The following is a 20,170-nucleotide window of genomic DNA, read 5'->3' on the forward strand; positions in this document are numbered from 1 at the left end:
ATGAAATTGCGCGCGCCTGTCGGGGGAAAGCCAATGAAATTAAGCACCAAGGGCCGCTATGCGATGGTCGCTTTGGCTGATCTGGCGCTTCAGACGGATAATGCGCTGGTCAACCTGACCGAGATTTCCAAGCGGCAGGACATCTCATTGCCCTATCTGGAGCAGCTTTTTGTCAAACTGCGCCGGGCAGGGTTGGTCGATTCTGTACGTGGTCCGGGTGGTGGTTACCGTCTGGCGCGGCCCGCATCCGATATTCGCGTGTCCGAGATTTTGGGTGCTGTGGATGAGACGGTGTCGGCGATGCACAAAGGCGCAGGGGCGTCGGGTGCGGCCTCTGGATCACGTGCCCAGTCGATGACCAACCGGTTGTGGGAGGGGTTGAGCGCCCATGTCTATGTGTTTTTGCATCAGGCCCGTCTGTCGGATGTGGTGAGCAATGAATTAGCGCCGTGCCCGGCGGTGCCTGCCTTGTTCGAAGTGGTTGATGAAGCGTCGTAAAGGGGCATCGCCATTGTCACTCGGACCAATGGCGTTCTAATGGCGATCCCCGTCGCTGCGCTCCTCCCCCGAGGTATTTTGGAACATGAGAAGAGATGAGAGCCTATCTGGATCATAATGCGACCACGCCTTTGCGGGCGGAAGCGCGCGCGGCAATGATTGCGGCGATGGATGTCGTGGGCAATCCGTCGTCTGTGCATGCTGAAGGGCGCGCGGCGAAGGGGATTGTTGAAACAGCGCGGGCGCAGATTGCGGAGGCTGTCGGGGCCTCTGGTGCGGATGTGGTGTTCACATCCGGTGCGACCGAGGCTGCGGCGCTGGCCTTGGCGGAGCGTGGTTTGAAGGCCGCACTGATCGAGCATGATGCGGTGCATGCCTGGGTTGATCCTTGCTTGCCGGTTGTCGATGGCGCTGTGCAGGTGGATGATCCGGCAGGGTCAACGGTGCAACTGGCGAATTCAGAAACGGGTATCGTGCAGGCTTTGCCACAAGGATTGGCGGTCAGTGATATCACGCAAGGATTTGGCAAAGTCCCCTTTGCTTTTTCATGGTCTGGCGTCGGGATGGTGTTCCTGTCTGCCCATAAATTCGGCGGCCCGAAAGGTGTCGGTGCGCTGATCTTTCCGCAAGGGACAGATGTTGCAGCGCAAATCAAAGGCGGCGGGCAGGAAATGGGCCGCCGCTCTGGTACTGAAAACGTGGTTGCGATTGCCGGAATGGGTGCTGCTGTGGCTGCCGCTCAGGCCGATTTGGCGACTGGAAAATGGGATCGGGTTGCCAAACTTAGAAATATTCTAGAAACAGCCATTGAGGCCGCCGAAAAGAGTACTATTTTTGTCGGGAAAGGGTTGGACCGTTTGCCGAACACCAGCTGTTTTGCCTCACCGGGGTGGAAGGGTGAGACGCAGGTGATGGCGATGGATCTGGCGGGTTTTGCGGTTTCGGCAGGCTCTGCCTGTTCGAGTGGCAAGGTCAAAACCAGCCGCGTCTTGCAGGCGCTGGGACTGAACGATGAGGTGGCGTCAAGTGCGATACGTGTGTCGCTGGGCGTTGATACGACAGAAGAAGAGGTTATGCGCTTTGTGCAGGCCTGGAGCGAAAAACGGGCGCGACGTCGCGCTGCTTGAGAGGATGGATAAATGACAGCTTTGGATACCGTTGAGGTCAAAGAAGGCGTTGATCAGGAGACCGTGGACGCGGTCAAGGAACTCTCAGGTCCATATAAGCATGGTTGGGCAACCGATATCGAGATGGAATATGCGCCCAAAGGCGTGAACACAGATATCGTCCGCCTGATTTCCAAAAAGAACAAAGAACCCGAGTGGATGACCGACTGGCGCCTGTCAGCGTTTGAGCGTTGGGGCAAGATGAACGAGCCGAAGTGGGCGATGGTCAACTATCCCGACATCGACTTTCAGGACATCTATTACTATGCGCGCCCCAAGAGCATGGAAGAAAAGCCGAAGTCGCTGGACGACGTCGACCCCAAGCTGCTGGCAACTTATGCAAAGCTGGGTATCCCGTTGAAAGAGCAGGCTATCTTGGCTGGCGTTGAGGGTGCCGAGGATATGCCGGCAGAAGGCCGCAAAGTGGCTGTGGATGCGGTGTTTGACAGTGTGTCTGTCGGCACGACCTTTCAGGCTGAGCTTAAGAAGGCGGGCGTGATTTTCTGCTCGATTTCTGAGGCGATTGAAAACCATCCCGAACTGGTGAAGAAATATCTGGGCACCGTTGTGCCGCCATCAGACAATTTTTATGCAACGCTCAACTCGGCTGTGTTTTCAGACGGTTCTTTTGTGTACATCCCACCGGGTGTGCGTTGCCCGATGGAACTGAGCACATATTTCCGCATCAATGCTGAAAACACAGGTCAGTTTGAGCGCACGCTGATCATTGCCGACAAAGGGTCATATGTGTCCTACCTTGAGGGCTGTACTGCGCCAAAGCGTGATGTGGCCCAACTGCACGCAGCGGTCGTTGAAATCATCATCGAGGAAGATGCCGAGGTGAAGTATTCAACCGTCCAGAACTGGTATCCCGGTGACGAGGAAGGCAATGGCGGTATTTACAACTTTGTGACCAAGCGCGCGGATTGCCGCGGCGACCGGTCCAAGGTGATGTGGACGCAAGTTGAAACGGGTTCGGCTGTGACCTGGAAGTATCCAAGTTGCATTCTGCGCGGTGACGACAGCCAGGGTGAGTTCTATTCCATTGCGATTGCCAACAACATGCAACAGGCCGACACCGGCACGAAGATGGTGCATTTGGGCAAGAACACCAAGTCGCGGATCGTGTCCAAAGGTATCAGCGCCGGTAAGGCACAGAACACCTATCGCGGCCTTGTTTCCATGCACCCGAAGGCCAAGTCTTCGCGCAATTATACCCAATGCGACAGCTTGCTGATCGGCGATAAATGCGGGGCGCATACTGTGCCGTATATCGAGGTGAAGAATAACTCTTCCCGGGTGGAACATGAGGCGACCACATCAAAGGTCGACGATGATCAACTGTTCTACTGCCGCTCACGCGGGATGGACGAGGAAGAGGCGGTCGCCTTGGTCGTGAACGGGTTCTGTAAGGAAGTGCTGCAAGCATTGCCGATGGAGTTTGCGATGGAAGCACAGGCGCTTGTTGCGATCTCGCTTGAAGGTTCGGTGGGCTAAGGCCTACCGCCCGACTGGTGAAAAAGGACCAATCGTTGAACCAAGCTAATAAATATCCGCAGGATTCTGCGCTGCGCGCATCGGTGTTGTCTGATGGTGACGCTAGGCCAAAGTGGTAGGAGGTCTGGAAATGAACATTTTTGCCATGTCCGCCACAGTCGGGCCTTACGATGTCACGGCGCAGCCCATTTGTTGCCCAAGTTCTGTGTCAAAACACACAGAAGGGTTAACGCATGGGACTTTGGCGAATGGCTGCGCGCAAATACGACATCAACGACTTCAACGCACGCGTGAAGAACATCAAAAGCCCGCGGAACAATTCGTATTACGATCCCGACTTGGGCATGCACATCCCCAAGCGCGTCACGCGCGACAAAATCAAAAAGTCCAACGAAGAACCTTCTTTGATGGGCAAGATGCTTGTTTCCATGATCGTAGGTGGGCTGGCGTTGATGTTCGCCCAAGTGGTGCGCATCAGGGTCTTTGGTCTGACAAATCCCAGCGATGTGGTTTTCTATCTCGAGATTTTCGTGACCTTCTGGGCGATGATCATGCTGGCTGCTGTTCTGGACCGGCGCAAGCTGGGCGAACGTTTGGCGCAGATCGTTGGCGTCGCCGTCATGATGACTGCCGGACACAATATCATTTGGCGCTGGCCCGATCAGATGGCGGTGATTTATACCGAAGCCCACGTCGAACAGGTGATGGAAGCGACCACGCAGCATTCCGTCGTGTATCGCGGCACCGTCTACGGCCTGTAACCCCAACCAATCATAGCGGCAATTGCTCCGGCGGACCTATCCGCACGGGGATACTTTGCGTTGTCGCGCGCACTTATCTTTAGGAGAGTAATATGCTGGAAATCAAAGGCCTAGAGGTCAAACTTGAAGAAGAAGACAAGCAAATCCTCAAGGGTGTTGATCTGAAGATCGAGCCCGGTTCGGTACATGCCATTATGGGTCCGAACGGATCGGGTAAGTCGACATTGTCATATGTTTTGTCCGGTAAGGACGGATATGAGGTGACTGCTGGCTCTGCTCATCTTGAAGGCGCGGACCTGCTTGATATGGAACCAGAGGATCGTGCTGCGAACGGATTATTCCTCGCCTTCCAATATCCGGTAGAGATTCCCGGCGTCGGCAACATGACCTTTTTGCGCACGGCTGTGAACGCGCAGCGCAAGGCGCGCGGCGAGGAAGAGCTCAGCGCCGGGGACTTCCTGAAAGAGGTGCGTGCGAAAGCCAAGGACCTGAAGATTGACGCTGATATGCTCAAGCGTCCGGTCAACGTTGGATTCTCAGGCGGTGAGAAAAAGCGCAATGAAATCCTCCAGATGGCAATGCTGGAGCCCAAGATGTGCATCCTCGACGAGACGGACTCGGGTCTGGACGTTGACGCGATGAAACTGGTGTCAGAGGGGGTGAATGCGCTGCGCTCCGAAGGACGGTCGTTCCTTGTGATCACGCATTACCAGCGTTTGCTGGACCACATCAAACCTGACGTCGTGCATATCATGGCCGATGGGCGCATTGTGAAAACAGGCGGTCCCGAACTCGCACTTGAAGTCGAAAACAACGGTTATGCTGACATTCTGGCAGAGGTGGCCTGATGGCGCTTGCAAAGCTGAAAATTGATACGACAGAGGCCCGGTTGGCTGATGTGGATGTTCCGCAAGGGGCCGCCTGGGGCAATGCCGCGCGGGCCGATGCCATGGCGCGCGTGCGCCAGATGGGTCTGCCGACTAAGCGCGATGAGTATTGGAAGTATACGGATCCCACTTCGCTGACGGCTGTAAATGCATCTGAGGCGGCTCTTTTTGTGAACGATGAAGGTCCGTTGTTTGCGGATGTCGACCGGATCAAGATCGTCTTTGTTGATGGCATTTTTGACGCGGATGCATCCGATAACCTGATCGGTGAAGGCGTTGAAGTCGAGCGTTTGGCCGATGCGATGGCCACCGACATTCACTGGGCCAAGGATTTGTACGGTGTGCTTGAGGCGCGAGGCCAAAACCCGGTTGAGCGCCCCCTTGCGGCATTGAATACCGCCCTCGCAACCGATGGTGTTGTCATTCGCGTCACCGGTAAGGCCGCCAAGCCAATCAATTTCATCTATCTGCACAAGGATGTGTCATCCGATGCGATCCTGCATAACCTTGTAAAGGTTGAAGCGGGCGCAGAGCTGACGCTGCTCGAAACCGGTCCCGCTGCGGCGCGGTTTTCAAAGCAGCTTGAGGTCGAAGTGGCCGAAGGTGGCACGTTTCATCACGTCCGTGCGCAAGGGCGCGATCATGAACGTCGCGCTGTAACCCATTGTTTTGCAAGGCTTGCGGCAAATTCAACCTTCAAGTCATTCACCTTGACGTTCAATGGTGTGCTGACGCGCAATGAATGCATATTGGAAATCGTTGGCGATGATGCGGTGGCTCATGTTGCGGGCATTTGCGTCGGCGATGGCAAGGACTTTCACCATGACGACACTGTCTTTGTGACGCATGACGCACTGAATGGCGAAAGCCGTCAGGTGTTCAAGAAGGTGCTGCGCAACGGTGCGACTGGCGTTTTCCAAGGCAAGATCCTGGTGAAGGAAGGCGCGCAAAAGACCGATGGCTATCAGATCAGCCAGTCGCTTTTGCTGGATGAAGACAGCCAGTTCCTTGCCAAGCCCGAGCTTGAGATTTACGCCGATGATGTGGCCTGTTCGCATGGCTCTACTTCGGGTGCGATTGATGAAACCGCCTTGTTTTATTTGCGGTCGCGTGGCGTGTCGCATGATGATGCGCGCAATCTGCTGACGCTGTCGTTCCTGGCTGAAGCTTTGGAAGAGATCGAAGACGAAGGATTGGCAGAAGACTTGCGGGCCCGGCTTGAAGGCTGGCTTACGCGGCACAGGTAATGCCCGTCACAAACGACATACTGCGCACATGGCGCAGGCCGCGTGCCGTGATGCGCGATCTGTTGGATCAGGGTCGCCGCGAGGATCGGGCGATCATGTTCCTGATGGTCAGCTGTGTTTTGATCTTTGTGGCGCAATGGCCCCGCTTGCGCCGCGTGGCCGATGGGTATGAGCCGTCACCATGGCCACCGGAAATGAACTTTGAAGGGATGATGACCTATACGTTTTTCAGCGCGGTCATCATCCTGCCGTTGTTCATGTACGGTGTCGCGGCGCTGTCTCATCTGATTGCAAAATTGTTTGGCGGCAAAGGCAGTTGGTTCGGTGCTCGTCTGGCGCTTTTCTGGACGTTGTTGGCGATGTCGCCACTGTTTTTATTCTACGGGCTGGTGCGTGGTTTGATCGGTCCCGGGACGCAGGCCGCATTGGTCGGTGGTGTTGGTGCGGTTGTTTTTCTTTTCATATGGGTTCAAAGCTTGCGCGAGGCCGAAAGCAGATCATGACAGTAGATTTTCAAACATGGCTGCGTGCCGTCTGGACCAGCATCATGGAGCCGTCAGACAGCGCGCGCAAAGCGATCGACATGAACGTCCCACGCGAAGCGCTGTGGACAGCGCTTGCGTTGATCGCCGTGCTGAACGTGATTCTGCTGGCGTTGCTGCAGATGCTGTCACCTGCACCGGGCGCGTTTGATCAGCAAGGGATCGTGCTGTCGCCCTTTGGGTTCGTGACAATCATCGGGGTGTTTTTGCTCTTCTTTGTTTTTGGAACCTATTACGCTGGCCAGATGATGGGGGGTGTTGGCACCCTGGCGGCGACACTTGCGATTATCGTTTGGTTTCAGTCGATTAGCCTGACGCTAGAGGTGATCCAACTGGTGCTGGTCCTGATCAGCCCCGCTATTGCTGGTATCTTCGGGCTGTTGTCGCTTGGTGCCCTTTTGTGGTGCTTCATCAACTTTGTGAATGTTTTGCATGGGTTTCAGAACCTCGGCAAGGCGGTTGTGGCCATCGTTTTGGCTTTGATCGGAACGGGCCTGGTGGCGGGTATCATCCTAGCTGTCTTGGGCGTTGGTGCCGCAGGAGGAATGTCATGACCTATGATATCGCAAAGATACGTGCTGATTTTCCGATCCTGTCCCGCGAGGTGAATGGCAAACCGCTGGTCTATCTGGATAACGGTGCATCCGCACAGAAACCGCAGGTCGTCATAGACGCAGTCACCCGCGGTTATGCCGAAGAATACGCCAATGTGCATCGCGGTCTGCATTATCTCAGCAATCTGTCCACCGAACGCTATGAAGGCGTGCGCGGCATCATCGCGCGTTTTCTGAATGCGCCGTCCGAGGATGATATCATCATCAATTCCGGCACCACCGAAGGCATCAATATGGTCGCCTATGGCTGGGCCATGCCACGTATGGAAGCCGGTGATGAAATCGTCCTGTCGATCATGGAACACCACGCCAATATCGTGCCTTGGCACTTTCTGCGCGAACGGCAGGGTGTTGTGATCAAATGGGTCGATGTGGATGCGAACGGCGATCTGGACCCACAGAAGGTCATTGATGCGATAGGGCCCAAGACCAAGCTGGTCGCGATCACGCATATGTCAAACGTGCTTGGCACTGTTGTGGATGTGAAAGCGATCACCGCAGGTGCACATGCCAAAGGTGTGCCTGTACTGGTTGATGGCAGTCAATCTGCCGTGCATATGCCGGTTGATCTGACCGATATTGATTGTGATTTCTATGCGATTACCGGGCACAAGCTTTACGGCCCGTCGGGGTCGGGGGCGATTTACGTCGCCAAGGATCGCATGGCCGAGATGCGCCCCTTTATGGGCGGCGGCGATATGATCCGCGATGTAACGCGTGATGAGGTCACGTGGAATGATCCGCCCATGAAGTTTGAGGCAGGCACGCCGGGTATCGTCCAGACCATCGGGCTTGGCGTCGCACTTGAATATATGATGGACGTTGGCATGGATCAGATTGCCGCCCATGAGCAGGGCCTGCGCGACTATGCCCGCGACCGCTTGGATGGGTTGAACTGGCTGAATGTGCAGGGGCAGTCGGCCACCAAAGGTGCGATCTTCTCATTCAAGATGCAAGGTGCCGCACATGCGCATGACATCTCAACCGTGCTGGATAAAAAGGGCGTGGCGGTACGTGCCGGCACCCATTGTGCGATGCCGTTGATGGAGCATATGGGCGTTGGGGCGACGTGTCGCGCGTCATTTGGGATGTACAACACAACTGATGAAGTGGATGTGCTGATCGACGCGCTGGAGCTTTGTCACGATCTTTTTGCGTAAGTTCGCGCAATACCGTTGCGACGGGCAGGGTGCGCAGTTATAGACAGTCCAGAACGCACCCGTAGCTCAGCTGGATAGAGCGCTGCCCTCCGAAGGCAGAGGCCAGAGGTTCGAATCCTCTCGGGTGCGCCATTTCCCTGAACAGAATGCAGTTATGCAGCTTGCCAAATGTCGGTTGCAGACGATTGACTGTCTCTTTGCGTTTGACTTGGTTCGTACCACATCGCTTAGTGTCCTGCGACAACGGCCTATCGCATTGCGCCGTACGAAAGGGAAACTATGACCGAAACAAAACTGAATTACATCGCGGGCGACTGGGTCGCAGGGTCTGCCGAGATCACGAACATCAATCCCTCAGATTTGTCCGATGTGGTCGGCATCTTCGCGCAGGCCAGTGGTGATCAGTTGGAAACGGCATTGGATGCTGCCCGGCATGCCCAGGCAGAGTGGGCAGCATACGGGCTTGAGCGTAAGCAGAACGTGCTGATGGCCATCGGAAATGAATTGATGGCCCGCGCCGAAGAGTTGGGCACGCTACTGAGCCGCGAGGAAGGCAAACCGCTGGCCGAAGGCAAAGGCGAGGTGTTTCGCGCAGGCCAGTTTTTCACCTATTTCGCGGCTGAGGTTTTGCGTCAGATCGGCGATACCGCCGATAGCACCCGCGACGGGATCGAGGTTGATGTGCGCCGCGAACCTGTCGGTGTGGTCGCGATTATCAGCCCTTGGAATTTTCCCACTGCCACCGCAAGTTGGAAGATCGCGCCCGCTTTGGCCTTTGGTAACGCGGTTTTGTGGAAGCCCGCGAACGTGACGCCGGCCTCGGCGGTCGCCTTGACAGAAATCATCGCGCGGCAGGACATCCCCAAGGGGCTGTTCAACCTTGTGATGGGTGCGGGCCGTGATGTGGGCCAACGTCTTGTGGAAAGCCCCAAGGTGAATGCGATTTCCTTCACGGGGTCTGTACCTGTGGGTAAGGGAATTGCTGCGGCTGCGATCCAGAACCTGACCAAGGTGCAGATGGAAATGGGATCGAAAAACGCGCTCGCCGTCATGGATGATGCGGATATTGATCTGGCTGTCACACTTGCCCTTGGGGGCGCATTTGGCGGCACCGGACAGAAATGCACGGCGTCTTCGCGTTTGGTCGTTCATCAGGCGGTGCATGATGCCTTTGTTGCGAAACTGGTGGCTGGGGCTAAGGCAATGAAAGTCGGACATGCCTTGGCCGAAGGAACGCAGATCGGACCAGTCGTCAGCGAACAGCAGTTGAATGAAAACCTTGCCTATGTCGCGAAAGGGCAGGCGGAGGGTGCTGAGCTTGCTTGTGGCGGTGGACGCGTTAGTCGCGACACCGATGGGTATTTCATGTCACCCGGTGTGTTCCTGAACACCACCAACGACATGACCATCAACCGCGAAGAGATGTTCGCGCCTTTGGCCGCCGTGATCAAAGTGGGCAGCTATGACGAGGCCCTGCATGTCGTCAACGACACGCGTTTTGGGCTGACATCCGGTATCGTGACCAAAAGCCTCGCGCGCGCTACGCACTTCCGCCGCAATGCGCGGACCGGTTGTGTGATGGTGAACTTGGCCACCGCAGGCACGGATTATCATGTGCCGTTTGGCGGTCGGGGTGACAGCTCTTACGGTCCCCGCGAGCAGGGCGCTTATGCGGCAGAGTTCTATACCACCGTCAAAACCGCTTACATTTCGTCCGGCAGCCCGGAGTAGACCATGTACCGCATTGATGGTCTGCAATACGCCAATTGGTCTGAAAAGATCTTTCGCCAGATGCGGATGGGTGGTGTCGATGCGGTGCATGTCACCATCGCCTATCATGAGAATTTTCGCGAGACGGTGCTGAACATCGAACAGTGGAACCGCTGGTTTGAGCAGTTTCCCGATCTGATTTTCCACGGCGAGTGGGCCGACGACGTCGAAAAGGCGCGCCAAACGGGCCGCACCGCGATTTTCTTTGGGTTTCAGAACCCCAGCCCCATTGAGGATGATATCGGGTTGGTCGAAGTCCTGCACAAGTTGGGCGCGCGGTTCATGCAGTTGAGCTATAACAACCAATCTCTGCTCGCCACGGGCTGTTACGAGGCCGAAGACCCTGGCATCACCCGCATGGGCCGTCAGGTGATCAAGGAAATGAACCGCGTCGGCATGGTCGTGGATATGAGCCATTCTGCGGATCGCTCCACGATTGAAGCGGCCGATATCTCAGAGCGTCCGATTGCGATCACCCATGCCAATCTGCACAAGTGGCAGCCTGCGTTGCGTAACAAGCGTGATGATGTGGTACGTGCCGTCACGCAGAATGGGGGGATGATGGGGTTTTCGCTTTATCCGCATCATTTGAAGGGGAAATCTGACTGCACTGTTGAAAGCTTCTGCGAGATGATCGGGCATGCGGCGGACGGGTTTGGGACCGCGCATTTCGGGATCGGGTCCGATCTTTGCCAAGATCAGCCTGACAGCGTTGTGGAATGGATGCGTGTCGGGCGCTGGACCAAAGAGGTCGACTATGGCGAAGGTTCTGCTGCGGCACCGGGTTTCCCGCCGATGCCTGCATGGTTTGGCGACAACCGCGACTTTGGCAATATCGAAGCGGGGCTACGGGCTGTCGGGTTTGACGATGCTGAAGTTGCCGGCCTGATGGGCGGCAATTGGCATCGGTTCTTTGCCGACAGCTTTACGCCCCGTTGATCAAAGACCAAGTGCGGCCAGCTTATCGGTTTGCCGCTTTGCCAGCGTATCCACCTCTGATTTGGTTGCTGCCGTCAAAACCCCACCGGGTTTGCGCACGGTGTCATGGGCTATCACGCCGCGCTGCGCCAGCGTGTATTTGCGGATCGCGAGCCCAAGGCCCGGCTGCGCCTCGTAACGCACCATGGGCATATAGGCGTCAAAGATATCGCGGGCGCGGTCCAGATCGCCGGACCGATATGCCGTGACAACCTGGGCCATCATCTCGGGGTAGGCAAAGCCGGTCATGGCCCCGTCCGCGCCGCGCAGCATCTCCTCTAACAGATAAAGCCCGCCATTACCGCAGAGGATCGAGATGCGGCGCGCACCGGCACCCGATGCAGCACGCAACGCGCTGATCTTTTCCAGACCCGGCCAGTCTTCGTGTTTCAGCATCACGCATGTGGGGCAGTCCGCCACGATTTGCAGGATCGCGGATGTCGGGATGACCACGTTGGTGACCAGTGGGAAGTCTTGCAAAACGAAAGGCGCGTCGCCCAGAACTTCGGCCGTGTTGTGGTAGTAGGTGATGATCTGTGCGTCGGTTTTCAGGCTGCCGGGCGGGGCGACCATGACGCCTGCCGCACCCATATCCATCGCGGCATCCGATAGCGTTTTCATTGCGGCAAAGCCGGGGGCAGAGACGCCAACGACGATCGGGACCGAACTGCGCGCCGTGACGCGTTTGACGACCGCGACGGATTCCTCCGCCGTCAGCTTGCCTGCTTCGCCCATCATCCCAAGGATCGTCAGGCCCGTCGCGCCCTTTTCGATGTAGAAATCCACCATCCGGTCGACGCTGTCCCAATCAATCGCACCATCGGGCAGAAACGGGGTGACGGCGATGGTAAAGACCCCTTGGGCGGTTTCATCAAGCATCGGATGTTCCTTTATGGCTAAGGTTCAGGGCGATGTGGCCCATCGCCATTGCAACAGCGGCTTGGCAGGGTTCCACCACAGGAAGTCCCAATTTGTCCTCAAGCGTGCGGCGATATTGGGCCATTCCGGCACAACCCATGATCAGCACATCCGCGCCATCGGTATCTCGCAGTCGCTTGCCAACCGTGATCATCGCGGCCAGACTTTGCTCAGGATCAGACAGGTCAGCCACGCCTAGCCCCAGCGCGCGATCACCCGCAAGGCGGTTCGACACGCCCATCGCGCCGAAAGCGCGCAGATGGCGCGGAATTGAGGCGGGCAGGATCGCGATCACGCCAAAGCGCTGTCCAAGAGTAAGGGCCGTCATGACCGCAGCCTCTTGAATGCCAATGACGGGCAGGGTGGTTTGATCCCGCAAGGCGTGAAGACCCGGATCACCAAAGCAGGCGATAACATAGCCCGCCGCGTCTTTTTGCGCTGCCGCCAGTTTGAGCATGGGGGCGATTGTCAGGTCGGCCTGACGCTGACTTTCGATGCCGGGCGGGCCTTCGGCCAGTGTCAGACAACGAATGGGCGTGCCGAATTTACGCAAGGGGTCAACGGCGGCTTTGATGCCATTCGTGACGGTCTGCGAAGAATTGGGATTGATGACGATCAATGTATCGCGTTTCATGCACCGTCTCGCGTGGCTGATTGGATTTCGATTTGGTAACCTTCGGGGTCATTGAAGACAAAAGCGCGGATCCCGATCTCATCGTTGATAAAGAGGTCCGAGAGCGCGTCGAGCTTTTTGTCCTGCGCATAGGCATACCACGCATCCACATCCGGCACCCGGATACAGAACTGAACGGGTTTGACGGCATGCCATTTATTCATGCCTTTGCTTTCATCGACCAGACCGATGTGCGCGCCGGGGCAGATGCGGTAGATCTTGCACCAGCCTTGGTCAATGGCCAGCGGAAGACCAAGGATATCTTCGTAAAAGTGCATCGCGCGCGGCAGATCACGGTAGTAGAAAAACGTGATGGCAAGCTGGTTGAGGGCGTCAGGGCGGGGCATCTTGGTCCTTAGCTTTGAGGTGGCGTTGGGGTGACGGCAAGCGTGGGGCGGTTGATCTTTTGGCCCGTGCCGGGTGTGCCTTTGAATGCGCCGTTTTGAACGATATGCGCGCCGCGTAGCCAGACATCAGTGGGGTAGCCTTTGATTGTACGGCCAACCCAAGGATTGTAGCCAACGTTGTCGTGCAGGTCGTTTTCGGCATAAGTTACGGTTTTTTCCGGGTCCCAGAGCGTAATGTCTGCATGCATTCCCGGGGCCAACGTACCTTTCTTCGGCAGCCCATAAATCTCAGCGGGGGCGGCGGATGTGAGGCGCGCAAAGCCCTCTGGCCCGCCGCGACCTTTGCTGACCATGGCATCAAACATCAAGGGCAGGCGGGTTTCCAAGCCCGGCAGACCGTTGGCGATTTCGTGGAAACCTGCGTGCGGTCCGGCGGACAGTTTGCCGCTTTCGTCAAAGCGGTAAGGCGCGTGATCGGAAGATACCAGTTGCACGTCGCCTGCGTGCAAAGCATCCCATAGTGCTTCTTGATCCGCCACATGCCTTTGCGGTGGCGAACACATCCATTTTCCACCCTCCAGCCCCGGTTGGCGCAGGATGTCTTCGGTCATGAACAGGTAATGCGGGCAGGTTTCGGCCCAGACCGGCGCGCCACGGACCCGCGCCGCACGGACCGCGGCGGCCCCTTGGGTGGTTGAGACGTGGAAGATCATCACCGGTTGTCCAAGATATTCGGCAAAGCGGCATATGCGCTCAATCGCTTCAATCTCCGCCATGCGCGGATGCGAGGCCGCGTGGTGATGTGGGGCGGTTTTGCCTGCGGCGATCAGCGCAGATTTCGCCTGTGCGATGATGGCGTCGGTTTCCGCGTGCACACAGACCAACGCGCCATGCGCCCGCGAGGTCGACATGACGCCAAGGATTTCTGCGTCAGAGAGTTGGATGTTGTAGGTCGTAAAGACTTTGATCGAGCGGTTTCCGGCGGTGATCAGCGCGCCGAGGTCAGCCTTAAAGTCCGCAACGCCTGTATCGGTCACGGTCATATGAAACGCATAGTCGATCATCGCGCCATGTGCCGCGCGAGCGCTGTAATCGGCGACCGTATCTGCCAGCCTTTCGCCTTTGGCCTGTGCGGCAAAGGAAATCACGCTGGTTGTGCCACCCATCGCGGCAGAGCGTGTCGCGGTTTCAAACGTATCAGCGTTCATTACGCCCATGCCGGACATTTGTTCGATATGGGTATGAGGATCGACGCCGCCGGGCATCACATATTTGCCCTGCGCATCGACTGTCGCCTTGGCCGGGCCGAGTTCTACGCCGATCGCTGCAATCTCTTCGCCGCGCACCGCCAAATCGCCTGAAACAACCCCCTCGGGCGTTACGATCTGGCCGCGTGTGATCACCAGATCAAATGGGTCAGACATGATGGCGGCTCCTTGTGGTTGGTCCGATCATGTTGCCCTTCGGATGGTCCGTTTCGCAAGTGTTTAGCTGCTGCTGCGTTTGCTTTTCAGATCACGGACCGATGCGCGCCCGATCATATGCGCGCCAATGGGCGAGGTGAGCATCAAAAAAACAATCGTGGCGATAACCCGTGCGGTCACTTCTGTTTCTTGCAGATAAATCGCACCACCGATCAAGATCAGGCTACTGCCCAAGACACCGGCCTTGGTCGAAGCGTGCATGCGCGTCAGAACATCGGGCAGGCGGATGACGCCAATAGCCGCGATCAGTGCAAAGAAGCCACCCAGAAGCAAAAACACAGAGATGATGATATTGATCATTCTTCTGGTCCTCCACCTCTGGCCTCGCGCCGTTCGGCAAAGCGGGCAAGTGCGACCGTCGCAAGAAACCCGACAAGCGCCAGAACGAGAGCCACATCAAGCAAGGCATAAACCCCGGTTGCCACGGCCGCCACACCGCACACGGCGATGATTGAGATCGTCATCATATCAAGGGCGACAACCCGGTCGGCAAGGGTCGGACCTTTTGCCAACCGAACGAAAGCGACAGCCAGCGACAGCATGACCATTACAAAGGTCACATAAATGGACCAATCCAGAAATTCAGCAGACGTCATTCTTCGAACACCTCTTTGACCATGCGTTCCATACCGGACTTTAAGCTGTGGATTACCTCTTCCGGATCGTCTGCAAACATCGCATGAACGATCAGTGTTTTGCGGTCCGGCGTCACATCAAGGCTGAGCGTGCCGGGGGTGAGCGAGATCAGGTTCGTGACCAACAGGATTTCGATGTCCGATTTCACATCAAGCGGCATTTCGAGGATCGCGGGGTTGCTGTGATCCTTGGGTGTCAGCACGTCATAGGCGACGCGGACGCTGGAAATGCAGAGATCATAGAGGAAAAACAACACCAGCCGCACGATGCGATAAGCCCGCAGATAGTATCCGCTGGGGCCTCCGAATAGCGGTTGCGCAATCCACAGTGTCGCAAAGCCGATGACAAAGCCGAACGACAATTGCATCAGCGTGAAACTGCCCCAAAGGCCCGCCCAGATCACGGCAAGCAGCAGGTTGAGAAGAAACAGGTTCATGGTGTCTCTCCTAACACAGCAGCAATATAAGGCGAAGGATCAAGCAGTTGTGCGGTGGTACGTTCGGCAAAAACCACAAAGGGTTCAGGGTTCAGGCCGATAATAATCGTCAGCACCGCAAGGCCCGCAACGGGGATCAGTTGTGCGGCTTTGTTGGGTAGGGTCTTAAGCTCTGGTTCAATGCCCTCAGGGTGCGGTTTCCAGAACGCCTCGGCCCAGATTTTGGTCATGGAATAGATTGTCATCAGGCCCACGGCCAGCGCAATGAAGGCGACGAACCACATCTCAAGGTCCAACGTTGCCTTGACGATGATGTATTTGGCCCAGAAACCCGAAAGCGGTGGAAAACCGGCCAGTGAGAATGCCGGGATCAGGAACAGGATCGCAAGGAAGGGTGCTGATTTGTAAAGACCGCCGATCTGGTAAACCTCGGTGCCGCCGGTCAGTCGCTTGGCGATACCTGCGATCAGGAACAGGTTCGCTTTCACGATGATGTGGTGCACCAGATAGAACACCGCACCGACCAGCGCGAGCGGTGTCATCAATGCCAGTCCTAGGATCATGTAGCCGATTTGGCTGATGATGTGGAACGACAGGATTTTGCGGAAATCAGACTGCGCTGCCGCACCCAAAACGCCAATGACCATCGTAAAACAAGCGACCCAAAGCAGGACCGTATGCGTGAACCCGATGTCGTGGTCAAAGACCATCGTGAACATGCGGATCAGGGCGTAGACGCCAACCTTCGTCAGCAGCCCTGCAAAGACCGCTGAGACGGCAAAGCTCGGCGTGTGATAGGCCGCAGGCAGCCAGAAGAAGAGAGGGAAGACAGCCGCTTTCACCCCGAAGGCCACCATGAACATCATCGCGACGACCGTCAGCAGCCCTTGGTTTTCGACCTCTTCGACCTTCAGCGCTAGGTCAGCAAAGTTAAGCGTGCCTGTCATGCCGTAAAGCAGTCCGATGCCTGTCAAAAACAGGATCGTCGAGATCAGGTTGAGTGCGACGTATTTCACGCCGCCGTCGATCTGCTCTTTCCCGCCATTCAGGATCAGCAGGCCGAAGGACGCGATCAGCATGACCTCAAACCAGACGTAAAGGTTGAAGAGGTCACCAGTGAGGAATGCACCCGTCACACCGGCCAGCAGAATCTGGAACAAGGCGTGATAGCCCAGTTTCGCCTGCCGTTCCGTAATGTCGCCCAAAGCATAGATGGCCACGGCAAAGCCTGTGATCGCAGTGATCAGAACCATGACTGCCGACAACAGGTCCGCGACCAGCGTGATCCCGAAAGGGGCGGGCCAATTGCCCATCTGTCCGGCGATCACGCCTGCATCCAGAACGACCACCATCAGAGCAATGGACGCAATCAGGCCCAGCCCCGATCCGATGATCGACACCCACGCGCCCAAGGGCGAGGACCGCAGCAGATAAGCGATGATCGACGCCACAAAGGGAATGACCAACGGAAGGGTGAGATACCAGCTCATTTTGATTAGTTTTCTTTAGGTTCGGCGACGCGCATCTCGTCGGTATTCAGGGTGCCAAGGCTTTGATAAGCGCGAAAGGCAAGGATGAGAGCAAAGGCGAACAGGCCAAAGCCGATAACGATGGCGGTCAGCACCAGCGCCTGGGGCAGGGCGTTTGCGACCACACCGACGGGGGCATCCATGCCGTCAGGCACCAAGGGCGGTGCGCCCGGTGTCAGACGACCGGCGACAAAGATCGTCAGGTTCGCGGCGTTCGATAGCAGGATCAGCCCAAAGAGAAACCGCAGCAGATTGCGCGCTAGCATCAGATAGACAGCCGAGGCGACCAGAATGCCGATGAGGACAGACAGGATTTGCTCCATCAGACGGCCTCCTCCAATGAAAAGGCGATCGATAGGATCGCCCCGAGGACCACGAGATAAACGCCGATATCGAAGACCAGCACCGTGGACAGCGGGATGCCCTTGCTATCCTCAGTTTCGCCAATGAACAACCATTGCCCGGTAAACAGCGCGTCGCCCCAAAAGGCGGCCATGACCCCCGCAAGCAGCGCGATCCCCAGGCCTGCGCCCGCAATACTGCCGGGATCAAACCGAAGCGCTTTGCGTGCGTCAGCCGTACCACAGGCGATGGCATAGACAACGAACCCGGTCGCTGCGATCAGTCCGCCGATAAACCCGCCACCGGGGGCGTTGTGCCCGCGCAACAACATATAGGCCGAGAAAACCAGCAGCAGCACCGCTTGCAGCCGCGCGCCTGCGATCAGTATGATGGAGTTCATGGCTTTTCCTCCTCAGGCTTACTTTTCAGCAATGCAAAGATGCTGATGGCGGCGATCAGAACGACCGCGATTTCGCCGAAAGTATCCAGCGCGCGGAAGTCGACGAGGATCACGTTGACGATGTTCTGACCGAATGCTTCTGGCCAGCTGGCGGTTTCAAAGAAGGTTGTCAGTTCACGATCAATCGGGCCGGTGGTGACCTTCAGCAGGATAATCGTGGTCACGACGCCCAAACCAATCGCGATGATCGCATCAAGCCAGCGTTTGCGAAGCGGTTCGGGCGTCAGCACCGGCAGTTTCAAAGCGGCCGCTGCGAATAAGACGACAACCAGCGTTTCCACCAGCAACTGCGTGATCGCCACATCCGGTGCACTATACAGGATAAAGATCATCGCCATCCCGATCCCAACCACGCCAAGACCTGCAATCGCGGTGATGCGCGAGTTCGTCATCAGCGTGAGTACGGCCCCAAGCAGCACCAGAACGAAGACCAGCCAGTCCCACAGTTCAACTTGCGGGATGCCCATCGCCGGGATGCCGGTGCTGCGGAACCATAGGGTGACCGCAAGGACAGCCAGTGCCGTACCAAAGGTCACAACCATATAGTGATATAGAACCCCGGTCTGGATTCTGCGCGTCAGCGCCTTAGAACCTGAAGCAATCCCAGCCATCAGCTTGTCCCAGCCGTTATCAAAGCTGGGTCCGCGTGTTGTCAGCCCGATCAGGAAAGTACGCAACGGCTGCTTAAAGGCGTAGATGGTAAAGCCCAGAACAAAGGTCGCGATACTCAGGAACAAAGGCAGGTTGACGCCCGCCCAAAGCTTAAGCTCTTTGGCGGGTTCAGCATTGCCAATGATTGCTGCCACCGTCGGATTGACCAGCGTGGTCGCGAGCGTTTCGGGGAAGATGCCGAAGAAAGCGCCCAAGATGGCCAGCACGACGGGGCCGACCAGCATGGGCCAGGGGGCCTCTTTCACGCCCGGAATGGGCTCGCCTGATCGGCTCCAGAAGGGGCGGAAAGATACGATACCCGCGATGGCGACCATCAAAGCGCTTGAGATCAAAACAGCACCGGCCACAAAGATAGGTTCGGATGCAACCGCAATGGCACCTGCGTATTTCAATTCTTTCCCGATAAAGCCCAGGAAGGGCGGGAAACCGGCCATTGAGAAGGCAGCAATCGCTGCTGCTGTCGCCGTGATCGGCAGCGCGCGTGCCAAGCCAAACAGACTGTTCGCATCACGGGTTCCCGTTTGCGCGTCCAGAATGCCGACGACAAGGAACAACGCCGCCTTGTAGAGTGAGTGCACAACAAGGAATGTAGCGGCCGCTGTGATCGTATACCCGCTCTCGTTACCCAGCAGCAGGGTCAGCGCACCAAGCGCCATCAGGGTGGTGTACGCCAAAGCAAGTTTCAGGTCGGTTTGGCGCAGTGCCATAACAGACGCGAACACCATCGTGATGGCGCCAAAGATGGTCAGCGTCCAAAGCCAGAAATCCGTGCCCGCCAGCGACGGATGCGTGCGCGCCATCAGATAGACGCCTGCTTTCACCATTGTCGCAGAGTGCAGATAGGCGCTGACCGGGGTGGGGGCCGCCATCGCGTTGGGCAGCCAGAAATGGAAGGGCATCTGTGCGGACTTAGTGAATGCACCGGCCAAAACCAAAAGCGCGATCGGCAGATACATGACGCTGTCTTTCAACACGCCGTCCATCGCGTTGATTTCGGACATCTCAAACGTGCCGGCGGTCGTGCCGATCAGGATAATACCTGCCAGCAGGGCCAAACCGCCGATGCCGGTCATCATCAATGCTTGCAAGGCCGAACGGCGTGCTTTCACGGTGTCATGGCTGAACCCGATCAACAAATATGACGTAATCGTTGTCAGCTCCCAAAAAACGAATAGGGCCAGCAGGTTATCGGATATAACTAATCCGATCATCGCCAGCATGAAGCTGGTCAAGTAAAGCGAAAACCGCGCCTGATGGACGTGCCCGGCCAGATAGCGCGCAGAATACAGCATCACCAGCGCGCCAATGCCCGTGATCAAAAGTGCAAAGGTCAGGCTAAGCCCGTCAATATATATGCTGACGTTGACCCCAAGGCTGGGCACCCACTCCCAGACAAATCGCAGTGTATCACCGCCCCCGATGACAGGGATCATCTGCGCGAACCATACAAACAGGCTGCCAGCAACAACGACAGGAAGAAGGCCAGCGAGTGTCATCCAGCGGGTAGGCGTTGAAGTATCCAATTTGGTATTCCGGTCAGCAAATAGTTGATG

At 56.9% G+C, this 20,170-nt stretch carries 22 protein-coding genes and 1 tRNA gene; 12 read left to right on the forward strand and 11 right to left on the reverse strand.

The window, feature by feature from the left end; genetic code table 11:
• Nucleotides 1-33: 33 nt before the first annotated feature.
• The 12 genes from MWU60_RS02105 to MWU60_RS02160 all read left to right on the forward strand — a co-directional run bounded on the left by MWU60_RS02105 (nt 34) and on the right by MWU60_RS02160 (nt 11,081).
• Nucleotides 34-498, forward strand: a complete 465-nt coding sequence (locus MWU60_RS02105) for an Rrf2 family transcriptional regulator (protein ID WP_247225391.1) — start codon at nt 34-36, stop codon at nt 496-498.
• A gap of 95 nt (nt 499-593) precedes the next feature.
• Nucleotides 594-1,625: an aminotransferase class V-fold PLP-dependent enzyme gene (locus tag MWU60_RS02110; RefSeq protein WP_247225392.1), complete on the forward strand. Its 1,032-nt coding sequence runs from the start codon at nt 594-596 to the stop codon at nt 1,623-1,625.
• A 12-nt stretch (nt 1,626-1,637) separates the two neighbouring features.
• Entirely contained in the window at nt 1,638-3,161 is a 1,524-nt protein-coding gene (gene sufB, locus MWU60_RS02115) for a Fe-S cluster assembly protein SufB (RefSeq protein WP_247225393.1), read from the forward strand.
• A gap of 233 nt (nt 3,162-3,394) precedes the next feature.
• A complete protein-coding gene (locus MWU60_RS02120; RefSeq protein WP_247225394.1) occupies nt 3,395-3,922 on the forward strand; it encodes a hypothetical protein in 528 nt (175 codons plus the stop codon).
• Between the two features lie 92 nt (nt 3,923-4,014).
• The gene (sufC, locus tag MWU60_RS02125) at nt 4,015-4,770 is read left to right on the forward strand and encodes a Fe-S cluster assembly ATPase SufC (RefSeq protein ID WP_247225395.1); all 756 of its coding nucleotides are present in this window, start codon (nt 4,015-4,017) and stop codon (nt 4,768-4,770) included.
• Nucleotides 4,770-6,056: a SufD family Fe-S cluster assembly protein gene (locus MWU60_RS02130; protein ID WP_247225396.1), complete on the forward strand. Its 1,287-nt coding sequence runs from the start codon at nt 4,770-4,772 to the stop codon at nt 6,054-6,056. The genes sufC and MWU60_RS02130 overlap by 1 nt, the downstream gene beginning before the upstream one ends.
• Complete coding sequence (locus MWU60_RS02135; RefSeq protein WP_247225397.1) at nt 6,056-6,559, forward strand: YIP1 family protein; 504 nt, start codon at nt 6,056-6,058, stop codon at nt 6,557-6,559. Before MWU60_RS02130 ends, MWU60_RS02135 begins: the two co-directional genes overlap by 1 nt.
• Complete coding sequence (locus MWU60_RS02140; protein WP_247225398.1) at nt 6,556-7,152, forward strand: YIP1 family protein; 597 nt, start codon at nt 6,556-6,558, stop codon at nt 7,150-7,152. Before MWU60_RS02135 ends, MWU60_RS02140 begins: the two co-directional genes overlap by 4 nt.
• Complete coding sequence (locus MWU60_RS02145) at nt 7,149-8,372, forward strand: cysteine desulfurase (protein WP_247225399.1); 1,224 nt, start codon at nt 7,149-7,151, stop codon at nt 8,370-8,372. The genes MWU60_RS02140 and MWU60_RS02145 overlap by 4 nt, the downstream gene beginning before the upstream one ends.
• A 55-nt stretch (nt 8,373-8,427) precedes the next feature.
• Nucleotides 8,428-8,504, forward strand: a tRNA-Arg gene (locus MWU60_RS02150).
• A 147-nt stretch (nt 8,505-8,651) separates the two neighbouring features.
• Nucleotides 8,652-10,103 (forward strand): aldehyde dehydrogenase family protein, encoded by a 1,452-nt coding sequence (locus tag MWU60_RS02155; protein WP_247225400.1) that lies wholly within the window; start codon nt 8,652-8,654, stop codon nt 10,101-10,103.
• A 3-nt stretch (nt 10,104-10,106) separates the two neighbouring features.
• Nucleotides 10,107-11,081, forward strand: coding sequence for a membrane dipeptidase (locus MWU60_RS02160; protein ID WP_247225401.1), 975 nt, complete (start codon nt 10,107-10,109; stop codon nt 11,079-11,081).
• Here the strand turns inward: MWU60_RS02160 and MWU60_RS02165 are convergent, their stop codons facing one another.
• From MWU60_RS02165 to mbhE, 11 genes are all read right to left on the reverse strand, one after another.
• Nucleotides 11,082-11,999, reverse strand: a complete 918-nt coding sequence (locus MWU60_RS02165) for a dihydrodipicolinate synthase family protein (protein WP_247225402.1) — start codon at nt 11,997-11,999, stop codon at nt 11,082-11,084.
• On the reverse strand, nt 11,992-12,672 hold the full coding sequence (locus MWU60_RS02170; protein ID WP_247225403.1) for an aspartate/glutamate racemase family protein: 681 nt from the start codon (nt 12,670-12,672) through the stop codon (nt 11,992-11,994). The genes MWU60_RS02165 and MWU60_RS02170 overlap by 8 nt, the downstream gene beginning before the upstream one ends.
• On the reverse strand, nt 12,669-13,058 hold the full coding sequence (locus MWU60_RS02175) for a VOC family protein (RefSeq protein WP_247225404.1): 390 nt from the start codon (nt 13,056-13,058) through the stop codon (nt 12,669-12,671). The genes MWU60_RS02170 and MWU60_RS02175 overlap by 4 nt, the downstream gene beginning before the upstream one ends.
• 8 nt (nt 13,059-13,066) lie before the next feature.
• Nucleotides 13,067-14,482, reverse strand: coding sequence for a dihydropyrimidinase (hydA, locus tag MWU60_RS02180; RefSeq protein ID WP_247225405.1), 1,416 nt, complete (start codon nt 14,480-14,482; stop codon nt 13,067-13,069).
• A 63-nt stretch (nt 14,483-14,545) separates the two neighbouring features.
• The gene (mnhG, locus tag MWU60_RS02185) at nt 14,546-14,842 is read right to left on the reverse strand and encodes a monovalent cation/H(+) antiporter subunit G (RefSeq protein ID WP_247225406.1); all 297 of its coding nucleotides are present in this window, start codon (nt 14,840-14,842) and stop codon (nt 14,546-14,548) included.
• Complete coding sequence (locus MWU60_RS02190; protein WP_247225407.1) at nt 14,839-15,138, reverse strand: monovalent cation/H+ antiporter complex subunit F; 300 nt, start codon at nt 15,136-15,138, stop codon at nt 14,839-14,841. Before MWU60_RS02190 ends, mnhG begins: the two co-directional genes overlap by 4 nt.
• Nucleotides 15,135-15,614: a Na+/H+ antiporter subunit E gene (locus tag MWU60_RS02195; RefSeq protein ID WP_247225408.1), complete on the reverse strand. Its 480-nt coding sequence runs from the start codon at nt 15,612-15,614 to the stop codon at nt 15,135-15,137. Before MWU60_RS02195 ends, MWU60_RS02190 begins: the two co-directional genes overlap by 4 nt.
• Nucleotides 15,611-17,104 carry a Na+/H+ antiporter subunit D gene (locus MWU60_RS02200; protein ID WP_247225409.1) on the reverse strand — a complete coding sequence of 498 codons (1,494 nt, stop codon included), beginning with the start codon at nt 17,102-17,104 and terminating at the stop codon, nt 15,611-15,613. Before MWU60_RS02200 ends, MWU60_RS02195 begins: the two co-directional genes overlap by 4 nt.
• A 5-nt stretch (nt 17,105-17,109) precedes the next feature.
• Nucleotides 17,110-17,466, reverse strand: coding sequence for a Na+/H+ antiporter subunit C (locus MWU60_RS02205; protein ID WP_247225410.1), 357 nt, complete (start codon nt 17,464-17,466; stop codon nt 17,110-17,112).
• The gene (locus MWU60_RS02210; protein ID WP_247225411.1) at nt 17,466-17,885 is read right to left on the reverse strand and encodes a Na+/H+ antiporter subunit B; all 420 of its coding nucleotides are present in this window, start codon (nt 17,883-17,885) and stop codon (nt 17,466-17,468) included. Before MWU60_RS02210 ends, MWU60_RS02205 begins: the two co-directional genes overlap by 1 nt.
• A complete protein-coding gene (mbhE, locus tag MWU60_RS02215) occupies nt 17,882-20,113 on the reverse strand; it encodes a hydrogen gas-evolving membrane-bound hydrogenase subunit E (RefSeq protein ID WP_247225412.1) in 2,232 nt (743 codons plus the stop codon). The genes MWU60_RS02210 and mbhE overlap by 4 nt, the downstream gene beginning before the upstream one ends.
• Nucleotides 20,114-20,170: the final 57 nt, after the last annotated feature.

This window comes from Yoonia sp. F2084L (assembly GCF_023015625.1).
GTDB lineage: Bacteria > Pseudomonadota > Alphaproteobacteria > Rhodobacterales > Rhodobacteraceae > Yoonia.